The sequence below is a fragment of the Peribacillus sp. NPDC096447 genome (assembly GCF_044762725.1).
GTDB lineage: Bacteria > Bacillota > Bacilli > Bacillales > DSM-1321 > Peribacillus.
In genome coordinates this window covers 185858-206748 of the sequence record NZ_JBIWEV010000005.1, presented here as the reverse complement: position 1 = coordinate 206748, position 20891 = coordinate 185858, and the positions used below count along the sequence as shown (strand labels likewise).

Sequence of the window (20891 nt, the reverse complement as noted above, 5' to 3'; positions counted from 1 at the left end):
CCTGTTTTTTTATATAATAAAGGATCACTAAAAAAAGAGGCTGTCCAAAGGGACAACCCCACGCTATTTTCGTTTCACATGCTTCCATTCATTAAAGAAAATTCTTAATATCGTAGAACTTCCCATTCTCCAAATCTTCCGATTCAAGTAGCTGCAAAAGTTTATCTGCCACAAATTCAGGGCTTCTTAACATGCCCTTCTCTTTATATTCATGAAATTTGTCTCGATCGGAAAAGTCCCGTTCGTCTGCTGACCGGATTGTCCCTTGCATCTCCGTATCCATTACTCCAGGTGAAAAAGATATGAGAGACGTAGGGAAAGACGCTTTATCCTGCTCCACCCCTGCAACCCGTGTAAACATCTCTAGCCCAGCCTTAGTACTGCAATAGGCTGCCCATCCATGATATGGATTTTTTGCTGCACCTGATGATATGTTCACCATTACCTTCTTTCTGTTCCAGTCCTTTGTCTGTTTAATGAATTCATCAGCCAATACGATGGGTGCCATGAAATTCACCCGCATGCTTGTTTCCAAATTCACCATACCAAGCTTTCCTACCGGCTTTATCGGTTCAATAACGCCTGCATTATTAATGAAGCAAATGTCACTTGTATCATCGACAGCAGCAAGAATTTCATTGACTAAGGAAGGTAACTTTTCAGTTTCATTCAAGTCCATCGAAATAAATGTAAGTTTCTTCCCTGATCGGTCAGCCAGCCGCTGCATTTCAGTATTGGCTGTACGGGAAACTAAAATGCAATGATCACTCGTATGCAAACATCCTTTGGCGATGGCAGCACCTAAACCTTTTGAAGCTCCTGTGATTATAAACGTTTTCACGGCTTTTCCCCCTTTTATGGATATAAACTATTGTACCAAAATCGAGTTCGGAAGTGGCTCACCACAAACCATGATTTTAATATAAGACATAGTTATACTCTATGGTTTTTTACTGTATTATGATATCAAGCTCCGTACTTGTTTTAAAATTGTAGACAGCCTCAATTTTTGAGTTTGTAGACTAAAGAAGTTCCATCTAAATTAAAGCAAAGTTGATGGGAACGGAAGGTGCGAGACTCCTGCGGGAAAAGCGAGTGCCTAGAGAGGTAATCAACGATTTTTGCAAACTCAATTAATAACAATTTTGTCTACAACTGAAAGGGAGCGGATTTCTGGACAACTGTAACATAAAAAAAACTGCAGGCAAACTCCATTTCTCGAATTTGTCTACAGCCTGAGCAAACCAAGTAGTAATGGTCCGTTTAGTTTAAACTTTATAATATTGGTGATACCAGCCTTGCAATGGACTCTTTAAAACGAATCCACTTTGAACGCTTTTCAAACTCTTCAATTGTAAGCTGCCTGCATACTTCGACATCCTTATAAAAAATCCTTGTCAGTGTTTCGGCCATTCCTTCATCATAAATGAAGGCATTGACTTCAAAGTTCAATTTAAAACTACGGACATCAATGTTAGCTGTCCCCACCGAGGAGACCTCTTCGTCCACCACGATCATCTTAGCATGAATAAAACCGTTATCATAGATGTATATCTTAGCTCCCGCTCTTAATAACTGCCCTGCATTGAAAGTTGTTGCCCAATAAACGAAAAGGTGATCAGGTTTATTCGGAATCATGATTTTCACATCTAACCCTGATAAGCTGGCAATCCTGAGTGCATCCAATAAACTTGCATCCGGTATGAAGTAAGGTGTTTGAATGAGAATCGATTTTTTTGCTGAAGAAATTAATTTAATATAGCCATTTTTAATTTGTTCCCATTCAGAATCCGGCCCACTTGTCACTATTTGCAAATCTATATTTCCTTGAGGCTTTACAATAGGGAAATAATGAGGCTGATACGTTATATCATGGTGCTTTGATGCCTGATTCCAATCCAGGATGAAACGGGTTTGAATGGCTTTGACAGCCGATCCCTTTATCCGAAGGTGTGTATCACGCCAAAAACCGAATTTTGGATTAAGCCCTAAATACTCATCTCCAACATTAAAGCCTCCAACATACCCAATTTTCCCATCTATGATGACGAGCTTTCGATGGTTACGGAAATTCAGGCGTAAATTTATAAATTTTAATTTGGATGGAAAGAATGCCTCCACTCGTCCTCCAGCCTGCCTAAATTCCCTGAAGAAACGTTGAGTCATCCCTCTGGAACCCAGCTCGTCATATAACAGCCGAACTTTGACGCCTTCATTCGCTTTTTTAGTCAAAGCTTCAATGAATCGTTTACCCAGGCCGTCCCTTTGAATGATGTAATATTGTATATGTATATGGTTTTCGGCCGCTTCAATATCTTTAAAAAGCTGGTCAAACTTATTTTTCCCTTCCGTAAAAATATCGACTTGATTATCTTCAGTAAGCACGGCATCATTATTCCGGAGATGCATATAAATCAAATCACGATAATTACTTGAAGAAGCATTTCGAAAAGGGAAATGATCCGTTGAAAGCTCTTCCATCTGTTTATCAAGGATTTCTTCAATCCCGATCTTCTTCTTGTCCTCCCATTGGAATAAGTGTGCGTGCCTTAAACTTGTTCCGAAAAGGAGATATAAAATAAAACCGGCTACAGGCAGAAAATATAACACCAATAACCAAGCCCAGGTCGTGCTCGCTTCCCTTCTTTCAAAAAATATGACAATCGTGGCAAATAAAATATTTAGAATGATGACGAGGCCGAGCAAAACCGATGTAACATGCGTAAATTCCATAGCATACCCTCACTCAATTTTTATCCCTTTAAGGATACCATGCAAATTCTTTATATCAAAGGATTTGCTTATCAGAAATGAAAACAGAGAATTCACAAAAATGGACCTCTTCCTGTAGAGGCCCATTTAAAAAAATACATCCACCCCGGACACTGAAATTTCTCAGATTGGTCAGGTTGTCTTATAATCATTGTCCTAAAAATTCCAATTAACAATAATATAATTGCTTACCGGCTTTTCACTAATAAATTCACAGCTTCTTTAACTAGCTCTTCGGGATTCTTTTCTCCGGATTCATTAGCCTCGCGGACGCATTCTACAAGATTGGAACTTACTATTACCCCAATTGTCCTATCGATTGCAGATCTAGTGGCAGATAACTGCGTTACTACATCTCTGCAATCTTTGTTTTCCTCCATCATCTTCAATATCCCACGAAGCTGTCCTTCAATTCGCTTCACTCTATTTTTAACCTGCTTATCATACTCCATGTGAGGCCTCCTACCCTGCCTATTACTTATGAATCGTATCTAGACATCCATTACAAAACCCATTCAGTTGAACAAAGGCTTTATAAAGAATATTACAATTTATAATACATACCACTAAGGTATAATTGTCAAGTGCCAATATCCAATAATAAGCTCCAATATGTAATTTCTATTTTTGTACAAGGAGACTTTGTGCAACTGCCTCAGAAAACTCGATCGTCATTTGGGGAACGTAGGTTTTTAACAAAGCATTGACTATTGGGGCTTTGGCACCTTTTGCCGTAATCGACAGGCAGCCAGTCATTTTAGCCTGTCCAAATCCGTACTGTTCCGCTAAAAAATAGCCATGCCCATCAAATTTTTCATTTAATCCCTTAAGTTTAAATGTTACCTTATCAGGTTCAATCCATTCTAATATATTCACTTCAAGTTTAATTTTCTTCTTCATTAATCCCAAATCGCTTTTAAACTCCCAAATAAGTGTTTCCTCATTTATCATCTCATGATTGATATATCCTGGGACAAGAGGTGCCCAACGGTCAATGACACTGACAAATCCCCATACTGTTTTTATTGAAACAGGTAAAATGATACTATGTACACCTTCTGACAAAGCAAATCCCCCTTAATCATTCTACTTACATCTTTTTAATGTATGGCTGAACAATAATGAATAGAACGGTAAGATTAGATTCTTAAACAAAATTCTCCCGGTGGTAGCAAAGAATCGCCCCTCTGCAATATAGGGACGATTCTTTTTTGACTTATTAATCTGACGCAAATTCAACCGTATACATATTCAATCTTGGATCTGGGTTAATCCAGGCGCTTTCAAACACGAAGACCACTTTATAATTTGCGTAATCGGTATAAGTGACATAGTACATCCCTTCTTGCTCCACTTCACTTACTGGTTCACCAATCAATTCCTTCAGCATGGATAAATGGATGGTTTGCAATTCCGGATCAAAATCATCAATGGCGGTAATCGTCTTTCTGCCTGTTGAACCGTCATAGATGAATCGGACATTACGGCTCCAGCAATTGGCTGCAACGGTACTTAAATCTTCCGGTGAACCCCAGGCTTTCTCCACTTTCTTCAACGAATCACCTACAGAAAATGGTCCACTGCTAATGGATTGTTGGGATTCGTAGGCTAAACCCATGATCTGCCTAATCAAAAGGTCTGGCGTGGTTTGCGATGATATTGGATCTGATGAAGCAAATGCAGCCTGCCCACTAAACATGAGAAATGCGAGCATTAGAAATGTAACGCTTCGGATAAAACGATTCACTTCTTTCAAAGTATCCTCCTTTTCCACCTGGAAATGACTGATTAAATTAGATTAAATATCTTAAAAAAACTGAAAAATTGCCATTCCATTTGGTTTTACCTTTACCATTAATATTCAACGGAACTTTGGACACATACCATCCGTTCAAAAAAAAATCTTTAAAAGTAATATTAATACGGATTAAGCCGCTTCAAGTGAGCCACATTTTTTAATGTAAATCTCCTGATATAAAACTGGTCCTAAAAAAGACTTAGGCAGTTAACTTGATGGTGCCTTCTTTATCCGAACGGGCAAAAAAAATGTTGACAGCGTTTTCTTATGAAGATAGTATAATTATTACAAGTTAACGATGGTGGAGATTTGGAGACTCATGCTTTAATAGGACCTTTTAAACATAAAGGGTTGCTATTTTGGTATGAGTTTTTTTATGTGTCATCATCAATACTTTACTTAATTAGGCTCAAAAATATCATATTAAGGAGGAATTGGATGCTCAAATTTTTTAAGCCAGCTCTACCGGTTGAAAGATTACCTGAAGGAAAAATTGATTCTGAATATAAGAAACTAAGATTACAAGTTTTCATCGGTATCTTCATTGGTTATGCAGCGTATTATCTAATTCGTAAAAACTTTTCCATGGCAATGCCATATTTAAAGGAGGAAGGCTTTTCAACTGGAGAGCTGGGTCTTGCATTATCAGCCATTTCGATTTCATATGGGATAAGTAAGTTTGTAATGGGAACTGTGTCAGACCGAAGCAATGCAAGGTATTTCTTGCCAGTAGGTTTGATACTTGCTGGAATCGTCAGCTTACTTATGGGTCTTGTTCCATTTTTCACATCATCCGTTACGATTATGTTTATCATGTTATTCATTAATGGATGGTTTCAAGGAATGGGCTGGCCTCCATCAGGCAGAGTGCTCGTTCACTGGTTCAGTGTGAGTGAAAGAGGAGGGAAAACGGCAATATGGAATGTTGCCCACAACGTGGGTGGTGGCTTAATGGCACCATTGGCGATTGCAGGTGTCTCCATCTTTGCAACAATAATGGGTCCTTCATATGCAGGTTATGAAGGGATTTTTATACTACCTGCTCTAGTTGCCATATTAATAGCAATCATTTCATTTTTCTTAATACGTGATACACCACAATCAGTTGGATTACCACCGATTGAAGAGTATCGTAATGATTTTCCAAATAAAATGAAAAAAACGTTTGAAACAGAATTGACTACAAAAGAGATATTATTTAAATATGTATTGAATAATAAATGGGTCTGGGCGATTGCGATTGCAAACATCTTTGTTTATTTCGTCCGTTATGGGGTACTTGATTGGGCACCAACCTATTTAAGCGAAGAAAAAGGCTTTAACATGGACGAGTCCAGTACGGCTTATTTCTTATACGAATGGGCAGGCATTCCGGGAACTTTATTATGCGGTTATATCTCGGATAAGGTTTTTAAAGGACGTCGTGGACCGGCGGGGGTTGTCTTTATGCTAGGAGTATTAATCGCAGTCCTTGTATACTGGTTTAACCCTGCAGGCAACCCAATGATCGATATTATTTCCCTAATTGCGATTGGGTTCTTAATTTATGGACCTGTAATGTTAATAGGTCTGCAAGCACTGGATTTAGTTCCTAAAAAAGCTGCAGGCACTGCAGCAGGACTGACTGGCTTATTTGGTTATTTAGGTGGATCTGTAGCGGCTAATGCTATTATGGGATATGTAGTTGACTTTGCAGGCTGGAATGCAGGGTTTACTTTAATAACAATTTCTTGTGTTCTGGCAGTAGTGGTATTTGCGTTTACATGGAATGTTCGTGGACAGGAAGTTGTAAAGGGCTAATACAGGCATATTATTGAGCTAAAACTTCCCCATCCCCCTTAGATATTCTAAGGGAGATGGGTTTTTTATGAATAGTTAAATGCTTACAAGATTAGATCGACGATCAAAAATAACCGAATATTCAGTTTTTAATACCCGCAAGAAGTTGACAAACTGTCGGGTAACATTTCATATGTATATTATTAATGACTATGCCTTAAAACCAACGGTTCTAAAGGCATAGTCATTATATCAAAAATCAGATAGATTAATGCTTTCTACTAATATACTGGTTATTGCCGATCAAAAAGGGAAGCTCCCGCTATGCCGGGCTTTGTCATCTCATAAGGATTTAGAATCAGATCCAATTCTTCCTCTGTCAGTACATCATATTGTAAACAAAGTTCGCGAACTGATTTGCCTTTTAATATCGCTTCCCGCGCAATACGTGAAACCACTTCGTATCCAAGGTGCGGATTGACTGCTGTAATCACTCCAACACTTTGTTCGACATAATCTTTTAAATGTTGCTCATTTGCTTCAATGCCTTCTAAACAATAATCTGTAAAGACATTGAAAGCATTGTTCATAATGCTGATTGACTGCAATAAGTTGAATACAAGCACAGGCTCCATTACATTCAATTCTAGTTGTCCTGCTTCTGATGCTAAGCAAATCGTATTATCGTTCCCGATCACTTGGAAAGCGACTTGGTTAATCAATTCTGGCATTACTGGATTTACTTTTCCTGGCATGATGGATGAACCTGGTTGACGAGCTGGAAGTGTGATTTCCCCTAATCCCGCTCTTGGTCCTGAAGCCATCAAACGTAAATCATTTGCAATTTTAGACATATTCATCATACATACTTTCAATGAAGCTGACACTTCAGTATAAGCATCCGTATTTTGAGTTGCATCTACTAAATGTTCTGCTCCTACAAGCGGCAAGTTACTGATCTCAGCTAAATATGTAACAACATTTTCAATGTAACGCGGATCTGCGTTCAATCCCGTTCCCACTGCTGTTGCTCCCATATTCACTTCATATAAATGTTGACGTGATTGACTGATTCGTTTTATATCGCGATCCAACACACGACTGTAAGCCTCAAATTCTTGACCGAGGCGAATTGGCACTGCGTCCTGAAGATGTGTGCGTCCCATTTTGATAACATGATCAAATTGTTTTGCTTTATTCTTTAAGACCGTACTCATCTTGGTCATCGTTTGCAACAATTGCTCTAAAAGCCGTAGTGTTGATAAATGAATGGCAGTAGGGAATACGTCATTGGTTGATTGCGACATGTTAACATGGCTATTTGGACTAACATGTACATAATCACCTTTATTGTGTCCCATAAGTTCTAACGCACGGTTGGCAACGATTTCATTAATGTTCATATTCATTGATGTCCCCGCGCCGCCTTGAATTGGGTCAACGATGAAATATTCATGCCACTTTCCATCAATCACTTCTTCAGAAGCTTTGACGATAGCGCTTCCAATACCATCATATAACCGTTTGGTATCCATATTTGCTAAAGCGGCCGCTTTTTTAATCATCGCTAGTGCACGAATCATTTCTTCATTGACTTTGTAACCGGTAATCGGAAAATTTTCTACTGCGCGTAGAGTTTGTATTCCATAATAAACATCTGCCGGAATTTCCTTTTCCCCAAGAAAGTCTTTCTCGATTCGGTATGTTCTCTCTTCTATCAACATTTCCTCTTGCCCCTTTGTTTGTTCTAGAATGTGATGTCCTCTGCAATCGGTGTTTCCATCATTTCCTTCACTTTTTTAGGATCCCGTGTCTTGGCTAAAATCCACATCAACTTAGGAATGATGGCTTCTGTATTCATATTTCTCGAACGAATGATGACATTCTTGTTCACTTTTCGTCCCACTTCGTAAATATCCATATCTTCCCCTTCTTCTAAACATTGGGTAGTAATGACTACGGATATTCCACATTGTACTAACTCATTCAATTTCTCTAAAATATTTCTTCCTTGAAAGGGAATACCACCGCTTCCATAACTTTCAATTACGATTCCCCGACATTGATTTTTCAGGAAATCGAAGAATTCAGGCTTAATACCGGGATGCAGCTTGACCAAAGCAACATCAGTACATAGGGAAGCATCTAACTTAGCTTCCTTATTCTTTGGTGAATGAACTGGCTTTAGATACTCAATTTTATCTTTGAGTATGGTAGCAATATAAGGATAGTTAATACTTTCAAACGAATCATAGCTTTTCGTTCTCAATTTAATGGCCCTCGTACCCTGGATGACTCTACCATCAAAAACAACATATACTCCGCCAATATCTTCACAAGCAAACCGGATCGCATCAGAGATATTTCTTTTGGCATCTGTCTTTTTAAAGGCAATTGGGACCTGAGAACCTGTAATGACGATTGGTTTCCCTAAATCTTGTAACATATATGAGAGCGCAGCTGAAGTGTAAGCCATTGTATCTGTTCCATGGGTAATCACAAAGCCATCGTAATCATGGTAGTGCTCATGGATGGATTGTGCCATTTCTGTCCAATCTTCCGGCTGCATATTTGTACTATCAATATTCATCAAAGGCTTACTATCAATCTTGCATAGTAAATCCAATCCCGGTAGGTGACCTAAAATTTCGTCAGCTTTCATCTCTGGAACCAGTCCATTTTTTCCTTCTAACGATGCAATTGTACCACCTGTAGTAATCAACATCAACTTCTTGATTTTTGACTTCAACTTCTCCAATTTACTACCCCCTATATAGCCTCCCTGTTTTACAATCATTCTTATCATTTCAGAAAAGGATGTTTCGCTGCAAATGTACATGTTTCGCGTACACCACATGTTATTATAGTCATGTTTCATAGTGAAATCAAGCTAAAATTATTCATTACGCGTACACTTATTTCAGTTTAATGTTATAATGGATTTATATAAAAGGAGAGTAATAAGAATGATTTTAAATAGATTGACTACATTAAGGAAGGCCAAAAGATGGTCTTTGCAATATACCGCTGACAGACTTGGAATCGCCAAGAGTACCTATGCAGGTTACGAATCGGGCCACCGCCGCCCTTCATTAGAAACGATTAATTTATTGGCAGGCCTATATGATACATCCACTGATTACATTCTAGGTCGAGTAGATCATCCAGCTAAAGATCTTACCACAGAATCACCTCAAGTCATGGAATTAACGGATTTACCAAATATGGAGCTTGTTGTTGATGGAATCTCTCTTTCTGAAGAGGAGACGATTCAATTCATCGCTTTTATTAGAGCAAAACGAGAAGTGGAAATAAATCGCGATAAACAAAATGAAACATAGCAGAAATTGGATCAAGACTTGTATATGGGGAACGAACCGTACTTCATCAGGTTCTTATACCTGGCAGATTTATATCTAAAGCTGTAAAAATTCCAGGGTTATAACCAGTTAGGATAAGTCGGTTCTGATAAATTAATTTCGCCCTTTTTAGACGTTACCCTTAATTATTTCTGGATGACAATGCAGATTATACTTACTAACCCGTCTTAGTGACTTGAGACTAATGATGCCCCGAGCTGAAAAATTTAAGTTTTATTATTTATATAGAAGAAAGTCGGCTTATTATTTAGCTTACTTCCTTTTCCAACAAGGTATGATAAATATCTGTTCCCCTCTTGATTTATTAGTAATGAAAGAAAAAACCATAGCAAAAGCTCATGGTTTTCCCCCCCCATATATACATGAAATATCAATATATTAAGGCATCTCGTCTTCTTTTTCCCGATTTTTAAAAGCTTCATGTGTGACAATATCCTCGATTTGTTCATACTGCCGGCTGTGTTCCTTCTCTTCGCTAATTCTATTATTAGGTAAATTTCCTGGATGGCCTTTTTCTTTGTGATTAAAATTTTTACCACGGCTCATACTCATTTCTCTCCTTTCTATTCATTGTTTTTTTAGTTTTCCCAAGCAAACAAATATTATGATTTAATTTCTCCTATTACTGTTTTTGCAGCGGTTTCTTTTTCAGCCTAAGAGATAAGATAACTCGAGTTTGAATAATGAGCTCAAAAAGAACAGGAACCGCCTGATTATGACGCTTCCTGTTCCTTTTAGTTAGGGTCTATTTGCTACCTACATACCTTATAACAGTACAAAGGCTAGGAGGATACCACCACGGAAGGTCGCCACTTTCTTGAAATGTCTTCAATATGATGTGGTGCCGTTCTGCAGCACCCTCCAATTAAACGCGCCCCTTCATGGTGCCATTCTTCAGATTTCAGGTCGAGCCTGTTACATGATTCTTGACCATGCCATGTTTTAGTTTCTGGATTATATGTTTCACCTGAATTCGGATAAACAATGATTGGTTTATCCGTGTTTGCACGCAATACCTGGATGGCTTCCGTGATACATGATACTGGCGCACAGTTGATGCCGATTGCTGCAATTTGCTCACTGTCCCCAAACAATCTTGTACACTCCTCGAGTAATGTACCGTCACTTATCGCTTTTTCATTTTTCAATGAAAAGGACAGCCAAGCATACACTTCTGGATAATCCTTCAATAATGAATATAATACTTTTGCTTCTTGCAGGGAAGGAATCGTTTCAAAAGCTAAAAGGTCAGCTCCTGCTTCAATCAACGCTGATATTCGTGAGCGATGAAAAGCCGTTAAAGTTTCATCCGAAACACCATAGTTTCCTACATACTCTGAACCATCCGCAAGATAAGCCCCATAAGGGCCAACAGATGCAGCAACCAATGGCTTAGGCCTAAGCGTTTGATTTTCTTCCTTCCAAAAATCATCTCTTGCTTTTCTTGCGAGTAAAACCGTTTTCCGGATTAGCTCCAAAGCCTCTTTTTCTTGTATTCCGCGGAGGGCGAAACCTTCAACAGTGGCTTGGTAGCTAGCCGTAATCGCACAGTCCGCTCCAGCACGAAAATAGTCAGAATGCACTTGATAAATCACTTCTGGATTTTCAAGTAATACACGTGCAGACCAGAGCGGGTCGTCCAAATCACATCCATGCCCCTCTAGCTCTGTAGCTAAAGCTCCGTCCAAAATCATGACTGAATGATCTCGTAAAATAGCGTCAATAGGGTTAGTTTTATTGTTCATGATCTACTCCTCTTTTCTTTATGGTTTTGTGTCATATAATAACTTCCATAGCAAAACAAAATAAATGGAATGCCACAATATAGTGCAATTCGTTGTGTAGGATCAAATGCAATGCCTATGCAAGAAGCCAGGCATAGCATAAAAGAAACGATTGGTACGAGTGGATATAATGGCGTTCGATAAGCCAAGTCATTTACTGAATTTCCTTCTTTTATATATCGTCTGCGAAATAGAAACTGTGACACGCTAATACTCATCCAAACTACAACCACGGCTAGTCCAGAAATGGATACAAGCACTATGTAAACAGTATCCGGTGCAATAATACTCGAGAACAGGGCTAAACAGCCGCCCAACATACTGAATAGGACTGCATTTATCGGAACTCCCCGTTTTGTCAATTTTGCAAATATTGGTGATATAGTTTCCTTATCTGCAAGTGACCAAAGCATTCTGGATGATGCATACAATCCTGAGTTTGCAGCAGACAAAATGGCAGTTAATATAACAAAGTTCATAATATCCGCTGCATATGGCACACCAATCCGTTCAAGAACTGCCACAAAGGGGCTTTCTAATACGCTTGCATCCGAAATAGGCAATAATGCGGATAATACAACGATGGTTCCTACAAAAAAGATAATCAATCTCCATAATGTCATACGGATTGCCTTTGGTATCGTTTTTTCTGGATTCACAGTCTCTCCAGCTGCAATTCCGATTAATTCAGTTCCAGAGAATGCGAAATTCACCGCAAGCATCGTCATTATAATGGCAAAAGCACCATTCGGAAATAAACCTTCACTTGTAAAATTGGAGAACGGAGCGGATTGTGAATGAATTATTGGAATGAAACCTAGCATTGCTGCTGCTCCCAAAATAATAAAAATCACAATGGCAAATACCTTTATAGACGCAAACCAGAATTCGGATTCAGCGAAAAATTTAACGGTCCACGCATTTAATGCCAAGACCAATATGGCAAATAGTGCACTCCATATCCAGACATTGATTGATGGAAACCATCTCTGCATCAACAAACCTGCAGCCGTGAATTCCGAACCTAGTGCAACAGTCCAAGTTAGCCAATACAACCAAGCTACTGTATACCCTGTCCCAGGACCTATGTATTTAGCTGAGTAGCTATGAAACGCACCTGTCTCGGGCATATGTACTGCCAGTTCACCTAGACATAGCATGACTAGATAAACCACTAATGCCCCAATCAGATACGAAAGGATGGTGCCGAATGGGCCAGCCTGTTGAATCGTATAACCCGAACTTAAGAATAAACCTGTTCCAATCACCCCGCCAAGCGATAGCATTATTATATGCCTTGCCTGCATTTCCCTTTGAAAATCATGCTTCCTTTTGTTCTCCATTCTTACTCTCCTTTATCTTGCATCCAGAAAAAACGAAAACGCACTCTAAAAAAGAGTGCGTTACTGACAAATAAACACGTACGGTCTTATCTATCAAGGTTTCACCCCCTGGAATTAGCACAGTGTCATTGCAGACCTGTTGCTGAGGTTTCATAGGGCCAGTCCCTCCACCTCTCTGGATAAGAAATTATTTTTTTATAACTTTATCAATCTATGAATAAATTGTCAAGTTTTGTTTCGGTTTGTAAAGACTTCCTTTAAAGTCCAAACGATCATCGATCTTTGGCATAGATATGAACTTGTTTTTGGAACAGTCGCTTACAGTATTAGAATTGCAGATAATGCTAACCGGGAATAATTTAAAAAAATGACGACACCTTAAAAGATGACGCCATTTTTCTTTCTTATTCCTTAAGGTCGTTCAATTTCAAATAATTCCCCTAGTTTTGTATAAGTATGACCCGCTAATCTTGCTACAGGTTTTAGCCCATTCTGGTCAATTCGGCCATTATGGTAAATATCCTGCTCTATATGATAGCAGACTATTTTCCCTATCAATAAATCACAACCAGGTTTATTCTTGGAGCCTGCCAATGGTATCGCATGCTCTAATATACATTCAAAGCGTACCTTCGCTTCTTGCAATCCTGGTACCGATACCTTATCACTAACCGCCTGAGTGAAATTGGTAAGACCCAATTCACTTTCGTCAGACGGAAGTTCCTTGGCCGTTCGATTTGCATCAGCAACATTATCTTCATCAGTGATATGAACAACGAATTCACCTGTTTGAATTGCATTTCGGGCCGTGTCCTTTGAAACTCCTTCTTTCCGTTGAACAGAAATGGAAATCATCGGAGGATTGGAACTGACTATGTTAAAAAAACTGAACGGCGCTATATTGATTGTACCGGTTTCGGATTGTGTCGTAACCAGGGCTATTGGTCTCGGTATGATGCTTCCAGTCAAAAACTTATAATTTTCCCGTTCAGTAAGACTTTCAGGATTAACTGAAATCATCTTCATCCCTCTCATTCTTATAAAAAGTTCTTTTGAAACCATGAACTTGCTGCATCAACCTCTGAACGTGTTAACTGATGACCGTAATTTTCCCAGTGAACATCCACCGCAGCACCAGCTTGCAGTAAAAGTTGATTAAGTTCATCAGTTTCTGCTGCCGGGCAAATCGGATCGTTTTTACCTGCAGCAATGAATACAGGTATATCCGATAGGGACGGCAAAGCAATCCCGCGTCTAGGCACCATTGGATGATGAAGAATCGCTCCTTTTAAAGCCCCTTCGAAATGGAACATCAAACTTGCTGCTATGTTTGCACCATTAGAATAACCTAATGCCACCACTCTGTCACGATCGAAGTCATATTGTCCGGACGCTGATTCCAAGAAGTCATAAAGCTCCTTCGTACGGAAAATCAAATCTTCTTCATCAAAAACTCCTTCAGCCAGCCGGCGGAAATAACGGGGCATTCCGTTTTCAAGTACATTTCCCCGTACGCTGAGTACGGATGATCCCGGTGAAACCATTTCCGATAATGGCAAAAGATCCGTTTCCGTTCCTCCAGTGCCATGTAAAAGCAAAAGCAACGGTGCATCTGGATTACTTCCTTTTTGAAAAATATGCTTCATCATTTATCCTCCTCTAGTACCCTCGGCACTGCCGGCAGTAACGTTTTCTCCATGATTTCCCTTTTTTCTTCAAGCCATGGCGGCAGCATTAATTTACTACCCATCTTTTCCTTCGTTTCATCATGAGCAAAGCCAGGTGGATCTGTGGCAACTTCAAAGAGTATGCCTCCATCTTCCCTGAAATAAATGGCATCGAAGTATTGACGGTCTTTAAAGGGGGTCACGCCATAGCCATGGTTTGCGATATGCTCCCTCCATTCTTTATGATCTTCATTATCGCTTGCACGCCATGCAAGATGATGGACAGTTCCCACTCCGATTTTCCCATTTGGCAAAACCGTTTTTTTAACATCTATCAAATTTCCGATGTCCGATGTGGATTTAAAGCGGATGAAATCGCCCTCTTCCCCCATCTTTTGCAACCCCATCACTTCCTCTAATAGTTCCATCGTTTTTATCGGTTTCGACGTCAATAATACAGCACCGCCGAATCCCTTGATCGCCTTTTCAGCTGGTACACCGCCGAATGACCACTCGCTATTTTTACCTTCTTTACGCTCAACCAGTTCAAGTTGCAAACCATGTGGGTCCTGAAATCCCAGATAATCCTCGCCGAAGCGTGAGATCTTTTCAAAGTCGATATTAAATTTACCCAAGCGCGTTTCCCAGAAGCCCATTGAACCTTCCGGAACGGCATATGTTGTAATCCCCACTTGTCCGGAGCCAATTGTCCCTCGGTATGCCCCAGGCCAAGGAAAGAAAGTAATGATAGTGCCCGGTGAACCTGAATCATCTCCGAAATATAAATGATAGGTGCCTGGATCATCAAAATTAACGGTTTTCTTCACCATACGCATCCCCAGCACTCCAGCATAAAAATCCACATTCTCTTGAGGATTGCCTACAATTGCGGTTATATGATGTATTCCTGCATTTTGCTTTTGCATGCCGATTACTTCCTTTCCCGTTGATTAATTTGTTGATTTTGTATTCAGTGGTTTTAAATTCGATTCAATATCCTTTCTTTTTGATTCTAAAAATGGCGGCAGGGCAAGGTTCTCACCTAGGTGCTGCTCTGCTTCATCCACTGCAAAACCAGGTCCATCAGTAGCTAGTTCAAATAATATGCCATTCGGCTCCCTAAAATAAAGTGAACGAAAATAAAAGCGGTCCACATATCCAGAGTTCACGAATTTTGATTCACTAATTTTTTCTATCCATTTTCTCAGCTCTTCTTCATTATCAACCCGAAAGGCAACATGATGTACTCCACCCCTCCCCAACCTTTCCCGAGGAATGTCATTCCTTTCTTCAATATGAAGTTCCGCTCCTGTTCCTCCCTCACCTGTCTCGTAAACGACAATTGGATTTTGCCCCCTAATTGAAGATGGATATGTGCCTGATTTCCTGAACCCCAATACCTCGGAAAGAACACTTTCTGTTTGTTCAATATTAGGTACAGTAAGTTTTACCGGTCCTAATCCAAGGATGGAAAACTCTTTCGGTACCGGGCTTCCATCCCATGGTGATCCTCCTTGAACGCCGTTATTATCCTGATCGGAAACCAGAAGTAGCCTCTGCCCTTCAGGATCTTTAAAAGAAAGCACCTTCCTTTCAAAACGGCTCGATATTTCATCATGCTCAACATTGAATTCCACAAACCGTTTTTTCCAATATCCTAGAGCTTCATCATCTCTCACCCTTAAAGAAATTTCTGAAATGCTATTGTTTCCCTCATGAGTGCGGGCAGCATTGGGAATTTCAAAAAACGTCAATTCCGTACCCGGAGAACCGATTTGATCTCCATAAAATAAGTGATACACACGAACATCATCTTGATTCACCGTTTTTTTGATTAATCGCATTCCTAAGACTTTTGTGTAGAAATCAAAGTTATTTCCCGCTTTAGCTGTAATGGCCGAAACATGATGTAATCCTTTTAATTCCATCCTTACCACTCCTATCTTTATAAATCTCCCCTTACGGAGATGAATTAATCCGTAAATAATATCTCGAATTCAAGGTATTTAACCGAACATATAATACTTTTAATACAAATATCTTGATTTAAAGATAAATGACAGCGGTAAATTTGTCAACCATTTTCATTCAAATAATTTCACCCTTATACACTTTTCATAAAATAATAAAATCAGGTCAAAATAAGTCGGTATAATGAATGGAGGTATGATATATGGCTAAAGATTTTTTTAGCGCAATTGAAGATAGACGCTCTTATTATTCCCTTAGCAAGGAACGTGTTGTCCCTAATAAAAGGATTAAAGAAGTTATCGATCATGCCGTTCAATATTCCCCTTCCGCTTTCAATTCCCAAAGTGCAAGAGTGATTGTTTTAACTGGTCAAAGCCACGACCAATTATGGGATATCACGAAGAACACATTAAGAAAAGCTGTCGGTGACAAAGATTTTGAAAAAACGGAAGAAAAAATGAAGTCATTTATAAATGGTTATGGTACGGTTTTATTCTTTGAAGACCAGGCCATTATAACAAGGCTTCAAGAACAATTCAAAACGTATGCCGAAAACTTTCCGATTTGGTCGAACCAATCCTCTGCCATTTTACAATTTGTCGTATGGACTTCCTTGGAAATTGAGGGGTTTGGTGCAAGCCTTCAGCATTATAATCCTTTAATCGATGACGAAGTGAGAAAGACATGGGATATATCCCGCGATTGGAAACTCATCGCTCAGATGCCCTTTGGAAAACCCACTGCAGAGCCGGGCGATAAAGACTTCTCACCACTTGAAGAACGAGTGAAATATTATCAATGAGACAATAGGGGCTGGCTCTACATACCGAGCCAGCCCTTTCATTTATTTCACTTTAGTAATCCGGAAATGTTGCAAAAAATCTTGAAAATACAATGCAGCAAAGCCTATATATACTACAACCGGCATGATTTTGATTTCCTCACTGACGTTAAACACGTACATTTCACTTCCCCCCAGTAACCTATTGAATTGGTGAAGAACGCCCTGGTAGCCATTCCTTCAAATAATATGGGAGTTCACCGGAATATTGTTTAGCAGCATGTCCACTTTTCAGTAGGCTATATGTCTTATCCTTACATGTTAAATGCTCCATTACCGGATAAATCATTTCCTGTGGGACCAATCGATCATACTTACTTGCAATGACCAAAACATTAGCATCAATTTTCGATAGCTTCGCTTTTTTCCCCCTTACCTTAAAACCACCATTAACTAAGCGATTTTTTATCAAGAGGTCTTTGGTTATTTGTTTGGCAGCTGCGCCGGATAACGGCACATGCCCATTGGCCCACGCATTGAAGCGGCGCCAATTCTTAACGTATTCCTCATCATCCGCTTGATTCAATAACGATAAATACGGTGATATATAGATAGGTGATGTAATTAAACGGATTCCATATTTAACAGCACTGGCTGGAATTGTTTGATAAATATCAATCGTTTCATCGAAATTCGCGGTACCTTCTTTTAATGCTTCCTGCCACTGATCAAAAAATTCTGAGGCACTGAAATCTACCGGTGTAACGGAGAGAATCAAATTTTTGATTGGCTCGTCTGCAATGGCAGCATATATTGCGGCTATTGTACCGCCGAGGCAAAATCCCATTACTGTAATTTCTGATGCCCCAGAGTGGCGTAATGCACGCTGCACTCCTTTTTGAATATAATCGGCGATATAATCTTCGATCGATATTTCGCCATCTTCAAAACCTGGACTTCCAAAATCAAGCAAATATACATCAAAACCTTCATTTACAAAAGCTTCTATTAAACTATTCCCTGGGGACAGATCAAGAATCAAAGGTGTATTGATTAGTGAATATATAAGAAAAACCGGCACATCATATTTTTTTTGTGCCGACGGATAATACCAAAGCGATGATTTGTTTTTTTTCCACACCGATATTTTAGGCGTCAGTCCCATTTTAGGCATCGGCTGATTTGGAATATCCAAAAAATGTTTCCACTTAGGTATGGTTTTGGATTGATTTTTCGGCACTTTCCGTTTAGACATTTGAATTCCCCTGTCTAAAAGAATCAAACTCAGGCAACTGTGAACTTATCAATAAGGAATCATTTAAGAAATTCGATATCCTTTTTTTACTCCCTTCCATTTCAATGGAATTCCAATTTGACTTCTGTTTCTTACTTCGGGATGAAAAAGCATTGCGTTTATTGCGAACTGAAGAATTACCTCTGACGTTCCCGCCCCTATCCTCAACAAGTGTAGAGAGCAAATCTTCTAACCTATCAATTTTATCTTCGAGCTGGATCACTAATTTCGCGATTCCCGCCACATCTTTTTTTGTTGGGTAATTCATGATGATGGACATTCTTTCCGAGGCTTCCTGCATTCTATTTATTCTTGGAATCTGCATTTGGGCATTGTCGCTTACTGCTTCTATTAACTCACGATTATTTAGCAAATCCTGAATTTTCCCATTAAGCTGTTGTTCTTTTTGTGCGCCTAGTAATTTAAGCCCTTTATAAAAATTTGATTTTTCCGCCATATATTTCTTCCTTCCTTTCTCCTCCGTTTACACTAATGCCGATATCCCACCGTCAATGATCAAAACATGACCAACCATATAGTCAGAAGCCTGTGAGGCTAAAAATACGGCAGCTCCCTTTAAATCATTTTCATCGCCAAACCTGCCAGCCGGAGTTTTACCTAATATGTCATAGTTGGATTTTCCAAGAATTTCCTTTGTGATTTTAGTCGGGAAAAATCCAGGTGCAATTGCATTGACTTGGATGCCGTATCTAGCAAGTTTAACTCCTAAATCCTTCGTCATTGTAATGATGGCACCCTTACTGGTGTTATAAGCTATCGTATCCAATAACTCGGGAAACGTCCCGCCAAGACCCGTCACAGATGCAATATTTATTATTTTTCCGGAATTTTGCTTCTTCATGACCTTCGCAACAGCCTGTGAAAACAGGAATGTACCTGTAACATTGACATTCAATACTTTTTCCCACTTATCCTTAGGAAGATCCAAAAGAGGACCTGACCAGGAGGTACCGCTATTATTGACAAGAATATCAATCGTGCCAAATTGTGCAACCGTTTCCTGGACGACATGGTCGATGGCACTTTCATCCGTGATATCACATTCAAAGGCAACGGCATTAACACCCATCAGTTGCAAATCATCACATACCTCCTTACATACAGGAAGATTTCGTGAAGCAATGACTATATTTGCACCAGCCTCCCCCAACGCCATGGCGATCTGTTTGCCCAGTCCTCTGCCGCCGCCGGTAATGATAGCCGTTTTATTAGTCAAATCGAACATATTTCTCAATGTAGTCAACTTTTCAGCCCTTCCTTAATGAAGTATTATTTATATAAAACCGTCTATATCATTATAGAAAAGCCTATCCAATATTGTGCTTAAAATAGCCTGATGCCTCTGCCTTTGTTTCATCAACAGTATCCTTTATATCAATATTGCCTATCCGTTCGACCGCTAAGGTCGGCTTTGAATTGGCATACTGAAAACTTAACTTGACCCACTGCTGTATGATTACTCCTCGAGTGAGCAAAATCGAATACTTAACCTGTTTAATCGTTTACACTATAGAAATGGTAAGGAGGTAAAAAAATGACGATACATCAGTTTCATTTAACCGCAGAGTGGCCAGGCGGCAGAAATGATATCGGCACAATTCATTCAGGGAATCTTCTAACACAGATAAGTATTCCTACTGAAATGGAGGGACCAGGGATCGGCACTAATCCCGATGAAATGCTGCTTGGGGCGGCATCGACCTGCTATATCATTACTTTTGCTGCCATGTTAGAGCGAGCCCATATAGAAAAGGTGAGCTTGACCATGCAATCGGAAGCGTTAGTGGATGTTACGAATGGTGTATTCACCTACAAGAAAATCATTCATCGCCCTGAACTTATATTAGTACCGGGCACTTCAGAAAAAGTGGTTGAAAAAGCGAGGAAACTTGCTGAAAAAGCTGAAGCTTCATGTATGATCTCCAGGGCGATCAAAGGGAATGTAGCGGTGGAATTGAATGCGGCAATTTCCATAGCACAGTAACCTTGAACAAAAAAAGTGCCTAACCCTATATCGGTTTAGGCACTTTTTGAACTATTGAATGGCGTTCATTTTATTTTCAACCTCGCGGCACACTTCATCAGCCGTTAAACCATTTGCTTCAATGATAGACGCTTTTAATGAAGTATCGCTTATACCCATTACATTACTTTCCAAACCTGTTACCACACAACAATCCACGTTTTTTGCGTCAGCTTCTTGTTTAATCTCCACAACATCAAAACCTTTTTCACGAAGTGCTTCCTGAATATTCGTTAATGATTCTTCAACACCGATTTTTGACATCAACACACACCTCC

General features: G+C 39.5%; 22 protein-coding genes and 1 riboswitch. Of the genes, 4 read left to right on the top strand and 18 right to left on the bottom strand.

Annotated features, from left to right (window positions below; genetic code table 11):
• Positions 1-91: 91 nt before the first annotated feature.
• The 5 genes from ACIQZD_RS18340 to ACIQZD_RS18320 form a co-directional block, all read right to left on the bottom strand.
• Entirely contained in the window at positions 92-841 is a 750-nt protein-coding gene (locus tag ACIQZD_RS18340) for a (S)-benzoin forming benzil reductase (RefSeq protein WP_402905161.1), read from the bottom strand.
• A 434-nt stretch (positions 842-1275) separates the two neighbouring features.
• Positions 1276-2733 carry a cardiolipin synthase gene (gene cls, locus ACIQZD_RS18335; protein ID WP_402905159.1) on the bottom strand — a complete coding sequence of 486 codons (1458 nt, stop codon included), beginning with the start codon at positions 2731-2733 and terminating at the stop codon, positions 1276-1278.
• A gap of 227 nt (positions 2734-2960) precedes the next feature.
• Positions 2961-3224 carry a metal-sensitive transcriptional regulator gene (locus ACIQZD_RS18330; RefSeq protein ID WP_054395644.1) on the bottom strand — a complete coding sequence of 88 codons (264 nt, stop codon included), beginning with the start codon at positions 3222-3224 and terminating at the stop codon, positions 2961-2963.
• 169 nt (positions 3225-3393) lie between these two features.
• Complete coding sequence (locus tag ACIQZD_RS18325) at positions 3394-3837, bottom strand: SRPBCC family protein (protein WP_402905157.1); 444 nt, start codon at positions 3835-3837, stop codon at positions 3394-3396.
• Between the two features lie 154 nt (positions 3838-3991).
• Complete coding sequence (locus ACIQZD_RS18320) at positions 3992-4519, bottom strand: DUF4309 domain-containing protein (protein WP_402905624.1); 528 nt, start codon at positions 4517-4519, stop codon at positions 3992-3994.
• 489 nt (positions 4520-5008) lie between these two features.
• Here ACIQZD_RS18320 and glpT point away from each other — a divergent pair, with 489 nt between their 5' ends.
• Complete coding sequence (gene glpT, locus ACIQZD_RS18315) at positions 5009-6370, top strand: glycerol-3-phosphate transporter (protein ID WP_402905155.1); 1362 nt, start codon at positions 5009-5011, stop codon at positions 6368-6370.
• Positions 6371-6642: 272 nt separating this feature from the next.
• Here the strand turns inward: glpT and aspA are convergent, their stop codons facing one another.
• Positions 6643-8073, bottom strand: coding sequence for an aspartate ammonia-lyase (aspA, locus tag ACIQZD_RS18310; protein ID WP_137017492.1), 1431 nt, complete (start codon positions 8071-8073; stop codon positions 6643-6645).
• A gap of 23 nt (positions 8074-8096) precedes the next feature.
• The gene (locus ACIQZD_RS18305; RefSeq protein WP_402905622.1) at positions 8097-9086 is read right to left on the bottom strand and encodes an asparaginase; all 990 of its coding nucleotides are present in this window, start codon (positions 9084-9086) and stop codon (positions 8097-8099) included.
• 229 nt (positions 9087-9315) lie between these two features.
• Here ACIQZD_RS18305 and ACIQZD_RS18300 point away from each other — a divergent pair, with 229 nt between their 5' ends.
• A complete protein-coding gene (locus tag ACIQZD_RS18300; RefSeq protein WP_402905152.1) occupies positions 9316-9690 on the top strand; it encodes a helix-turn-helix domain-containing protein in 375 nt (124 codons plus the stop codon).
• A 417-nt stretch (positions 9691-10107) separates the two neighbouring features.
• Here the strand turns inward: ACIQZD_RS18300 and ACIQZD_RS18295 are convergent, their stop codons facing one another.
• From ACIQZD_RS18295 to ACIQZD_RS18265, 7 genes are all read right to left on the bottom strand, one after another.
• Entirely contained in the window at positions 10108-10275 is a 168-nt protein-coding gene (locus ACIQZD_RS18295; RefSeq protein ID WP_162878727.1) for a hypothetical protein, read from the bottom strand.
• Positions 10276-10511: 236 nt separating this feature from the next.
• Positions 10512-11474, bottom strand: coding sequence for a homocysteine S-methyltransferase (gene mmuM / locus ACIQZD_RS18290; protein WP_402905150.1), 963 nt, complete (start codon positions 11472-11474; stop codon positions 10512-10514).
• Positions 11471-12856: an S-methylmethionine permease gene (mmuP, locus tag ACIQZD_RS18285; RefSeq protein WP_402905148.1), complete on the bottom strand. Its 1386-nt coding sequence runs from the start codon at positions 12854-12856 to the stop codon at positions 11471-11473. Before mmuP ends, mmuM begins: the two co-directional genes overlap by 4 nt.
• Positions 12857-12939: 83 nt before the next feature.
• Positions 12940-13042: riboswitch (SAM riboswitch) on the bottom strand.
• A 225-nt stretch (positions 13043-13267) separates the two neighbouring features.
• Positions 13268-13876, bottom strand: coding sequence for a flavin reductase family protein (locus ACIQZD_RS18280; RefSeq protein ID WP_402905146.1), 609 nt, complete (start codon positions 13874-13876; stop codon positions 13268-13270).
• A gap of 17 nt (positions 13877-13893) precedes the next feature.
• On the bottom strand, positions 13894-14502 hold the full coding sequence (locus tag ACIQZD_RS18275; RefSeq protein WP_402905620.1) for an alpha/beta hydrolase: 609 nt from the start codon (positions 14500-14502) through the stop codon (positions 13894-13896).
• The gene (locus ACIQZD_RS18270) at positions 14502-15449 is read right to left on the bottom strand and encodes a ring-cleaving dioxygenase (protein WP_402905144.1); all 948 of its coding nucleotides are present in this window, start codon (positions 15447-15449) and stop codon (positions 14502-14504) included. The genes ACIQZD_RS18275 and ACIQZD_RS18270 overlap by 1 nt, the downstream gene beginning before the upstream one ends.
• A 24-nt stretch (positions 15450-15473) precedes the next feature.
• Entirely contained in the window at positions 15474-16451 is a 978-nt protein-coding gene (locus ACIQZD_RS18265) for a ring-cleaving dioxygenase (protein ID WP_402905142.1), read from the bottom strand.
• A gap of 245 nt (positions 16452-16696) precedes the next feature.
• Between ACIQZD_RS18265 and ACIQZD_RS18260 the strand changes: the two genes are divergently transcribed.
• Positions 16697-17296 (top strand): nitroreductase family protein, encoded by a 600-nt coding sequence (locus ACIQZD_RS18260; protein WP_402905140.1) that lies wholly within the window; start codon positions 16697-16699, stop codon positions 17294-17296.
• Positions 17297-17477: 181 nt separating this feature from the next.
• On the opposite strand, the gene ACIQZD_RS18255 is transcribed toward ACIQZD_RS18260, so the two are convergent.
• The 3 genes from ACIQZD_RS18255 to ACIQZD_RS18245 are packed head-to-tail and all read right to left on the bottom strand — an operon-like array spanning position 17478 to position 19815.
• Positions 17478-18530 (bottom strand): alpha/beta fold hydrolase, encoded by a 1053-nt coding sequence (locus ACIQZD_RS18255; RefSeq protein ID WP_402905138.1) that lies wholly within the window; start codon positions 18528-18530, stop codon positions 17478-17480.
• Positions 18523-19026, bottom strand: coding sequence for a hypothetical protein (locus tag ACIQZD_RS18250; RefSeq protein WP_402905136.1), 504 nt, complete (start codon positions 19024-19026; stop codon positions 18523-18525). The genes ACIQZD_RS18255 and ACIQZD_RS18250 overlap by 8 nt, the downstream gene beginning before the upstream one ends.
• Positions 19027-19053: 27 nt before the next feature.
• Positions 19054-19815 carry an SDR family oxidoreductase gene (locus ACIQZD_RS18245; protein WP_402905618.1) on the bottom strand — a complete coding sequence of 254 codons (762 nt, stop codon included), beginning with the start codon at positions 19813-19815 and terminating at the stop codon, positions 19054-19056.
• Between the two features lie 309 nt (positions 19816-20124).
• On the opposite strand from ACIQZD_RS18245, the gene ACIQZD_RS18240 reads away from it, so the two are divergent.
• The gene (locus ACIQZD_RS18240; RefSeq protein WP_402905134.1) at positions 20125-20574 is read left to right on the top strand and encodes an OsmC family protein; all 450 of its coding nucleotides are present in this window, start codon (positions 20125-20127) and stop codon (positions 20572-20574) included.
• 51 nt (positions 20575-20625) lie between these two features.
• On the opposite strand, the gene ACIQZD_RS18235 is transcribed toward ACIQZD_RS18240, so the two are convergent.
• On the bottom strand, positions 20626-20877 hold the full coding sequence (locus tag ACIQZD_RS18235) for a YkuS family protein (protein ID WP_137017480.1): 252 nt from the start codon (positions 20875-20877) through the stop codon (positions 20626-20628).
• Positions 20878-20891: the final 14 nt, after the last annotated feature.

Bases quoted from the DNA above. Each gene is read 5' to 3' on its own strand.
- mmuP (WP_402905148.1), bottom strand. From the start codon at position 12,856: ATGGAGAACAAAAGGAAGCATGATTTTCAAAGGGAAATGCAGGCAAGG.
- ACIQZD_RS18270 (WP_402905144.1), bottom strand. From the start codon at position 15,449: ATGCAAAAGCAAAATGCAGGAATACATCATATAACCGCAATTGTAGGC.
- aspA (WP_137017492.1), bottom strand. From the start codon at position 8,073: ATGTTGATAGAAGAGAGAACATACCGAATCGAGAAAGACTTTCTTGGG.
- ACIQZD_RS18330 (WP_054395644.1), bottom strand. From the start codon at position 3,224: ATGGAGTATGATAAGCAGGTTAAAAATAGAGTGAAGCGAATTGAAGGA.
- glpT (WP_402905155.1), top strand. From the start codon at position 5,009: ATGCTCAAATTTTTTAAGCCAGCTCTACCGGTTGAAAGATTACCTGAA.
- mmuM (WP_402905150.1), bottom strand. From the start codon at position 11,474: ATGAACAATAAAACTAACCCTATTGACGCTATTTTACGAGATCATTCA.
- ACIQZD_RS18235 (WP_137017480.1), bottom strand. From the start codon at position 20,877: ATGTCAAAAATCGGTGTTGAAGAATCATTAACGAATATTCAGGAAGCA.
- ACIQZD_RS18260 (WP_402905140.1), top strand. From the start codon at position 16,697: ATGGCTAAAGATTTTTTTAGCGCAATTGAAGATAGACGCTCTTATTAT.
- ACIQZD_RS18265 (WP_402905142.1), bottom strand. From the start codon at position 16,451: ATGGAATTAAAAGGATTACATCATGTTTCGGCCATTACAGCTAAAGCG.
- ACIQZD_RS18245 (WP_402905618.1), bottom strand. From the start codon at position 19,815: ATGTTCGATTTGACTAATAAAACGGCTATCATTACCGGCGGCGGCAGA.
- ACIQZD_RS18250 (WP_402905136.1), bottom strand. From the start codon at position 19,026: ATGGCGGAAAAATCAAATTTTTATAAAGGGCTTAAATTACTAGGCGCA.
- ACIQZD_RS18275 (WP_402905620.1), bottom strand. From the start codon at position 14,502: ATGAAGCATATTTTTCAAAAAGGAAGTAATCCAGATGCACCGTTGCTT.
- ACIQZD_RS18280 (WP_402905146.1), bottom strand. From the start codon at position 13,876: ATGATTTCAGTTAATCCTGAAAGTCTTACTGAACGGGAAAATTATAAG.
- ACIQZD_RS18300 (WP_402905152.1), top strand. From the start codon at position 9,316: ATGATTTTAAATAGATTGACTACATTAAGGAAGGCCAAAAGATGGTCT.
- ACIQZD_RS18240 (WP_402905134.1), top strand. From the start codon at position 20,125: ATGACGATACATCAGTTTCATTTAACCGCAGAGTGGCCAGGCGGCAGA.
- ACIQZD_RS18255 (WP_402905138.1), bottom strand. From the start codon at position 18,530: ATGTCTAAACGGAAAGTGCCGAAAAATCAATCCAAAACCATACCTAAG.
- ACIQZD_RS18295 (WP_162878727.1), bottom strand. From the start codon at position 10,275: ATGAGCCGTGGTAAAAATTTTAATCACAAAGAAAAAGGCCATCCAGGA.
- cls (WP_402905159.1), bottom strand. From the start codon at position 2,733: ATGGAATTTACGCATGTTACATCGGTTTTGCTCGGCCTCGTCATCATT.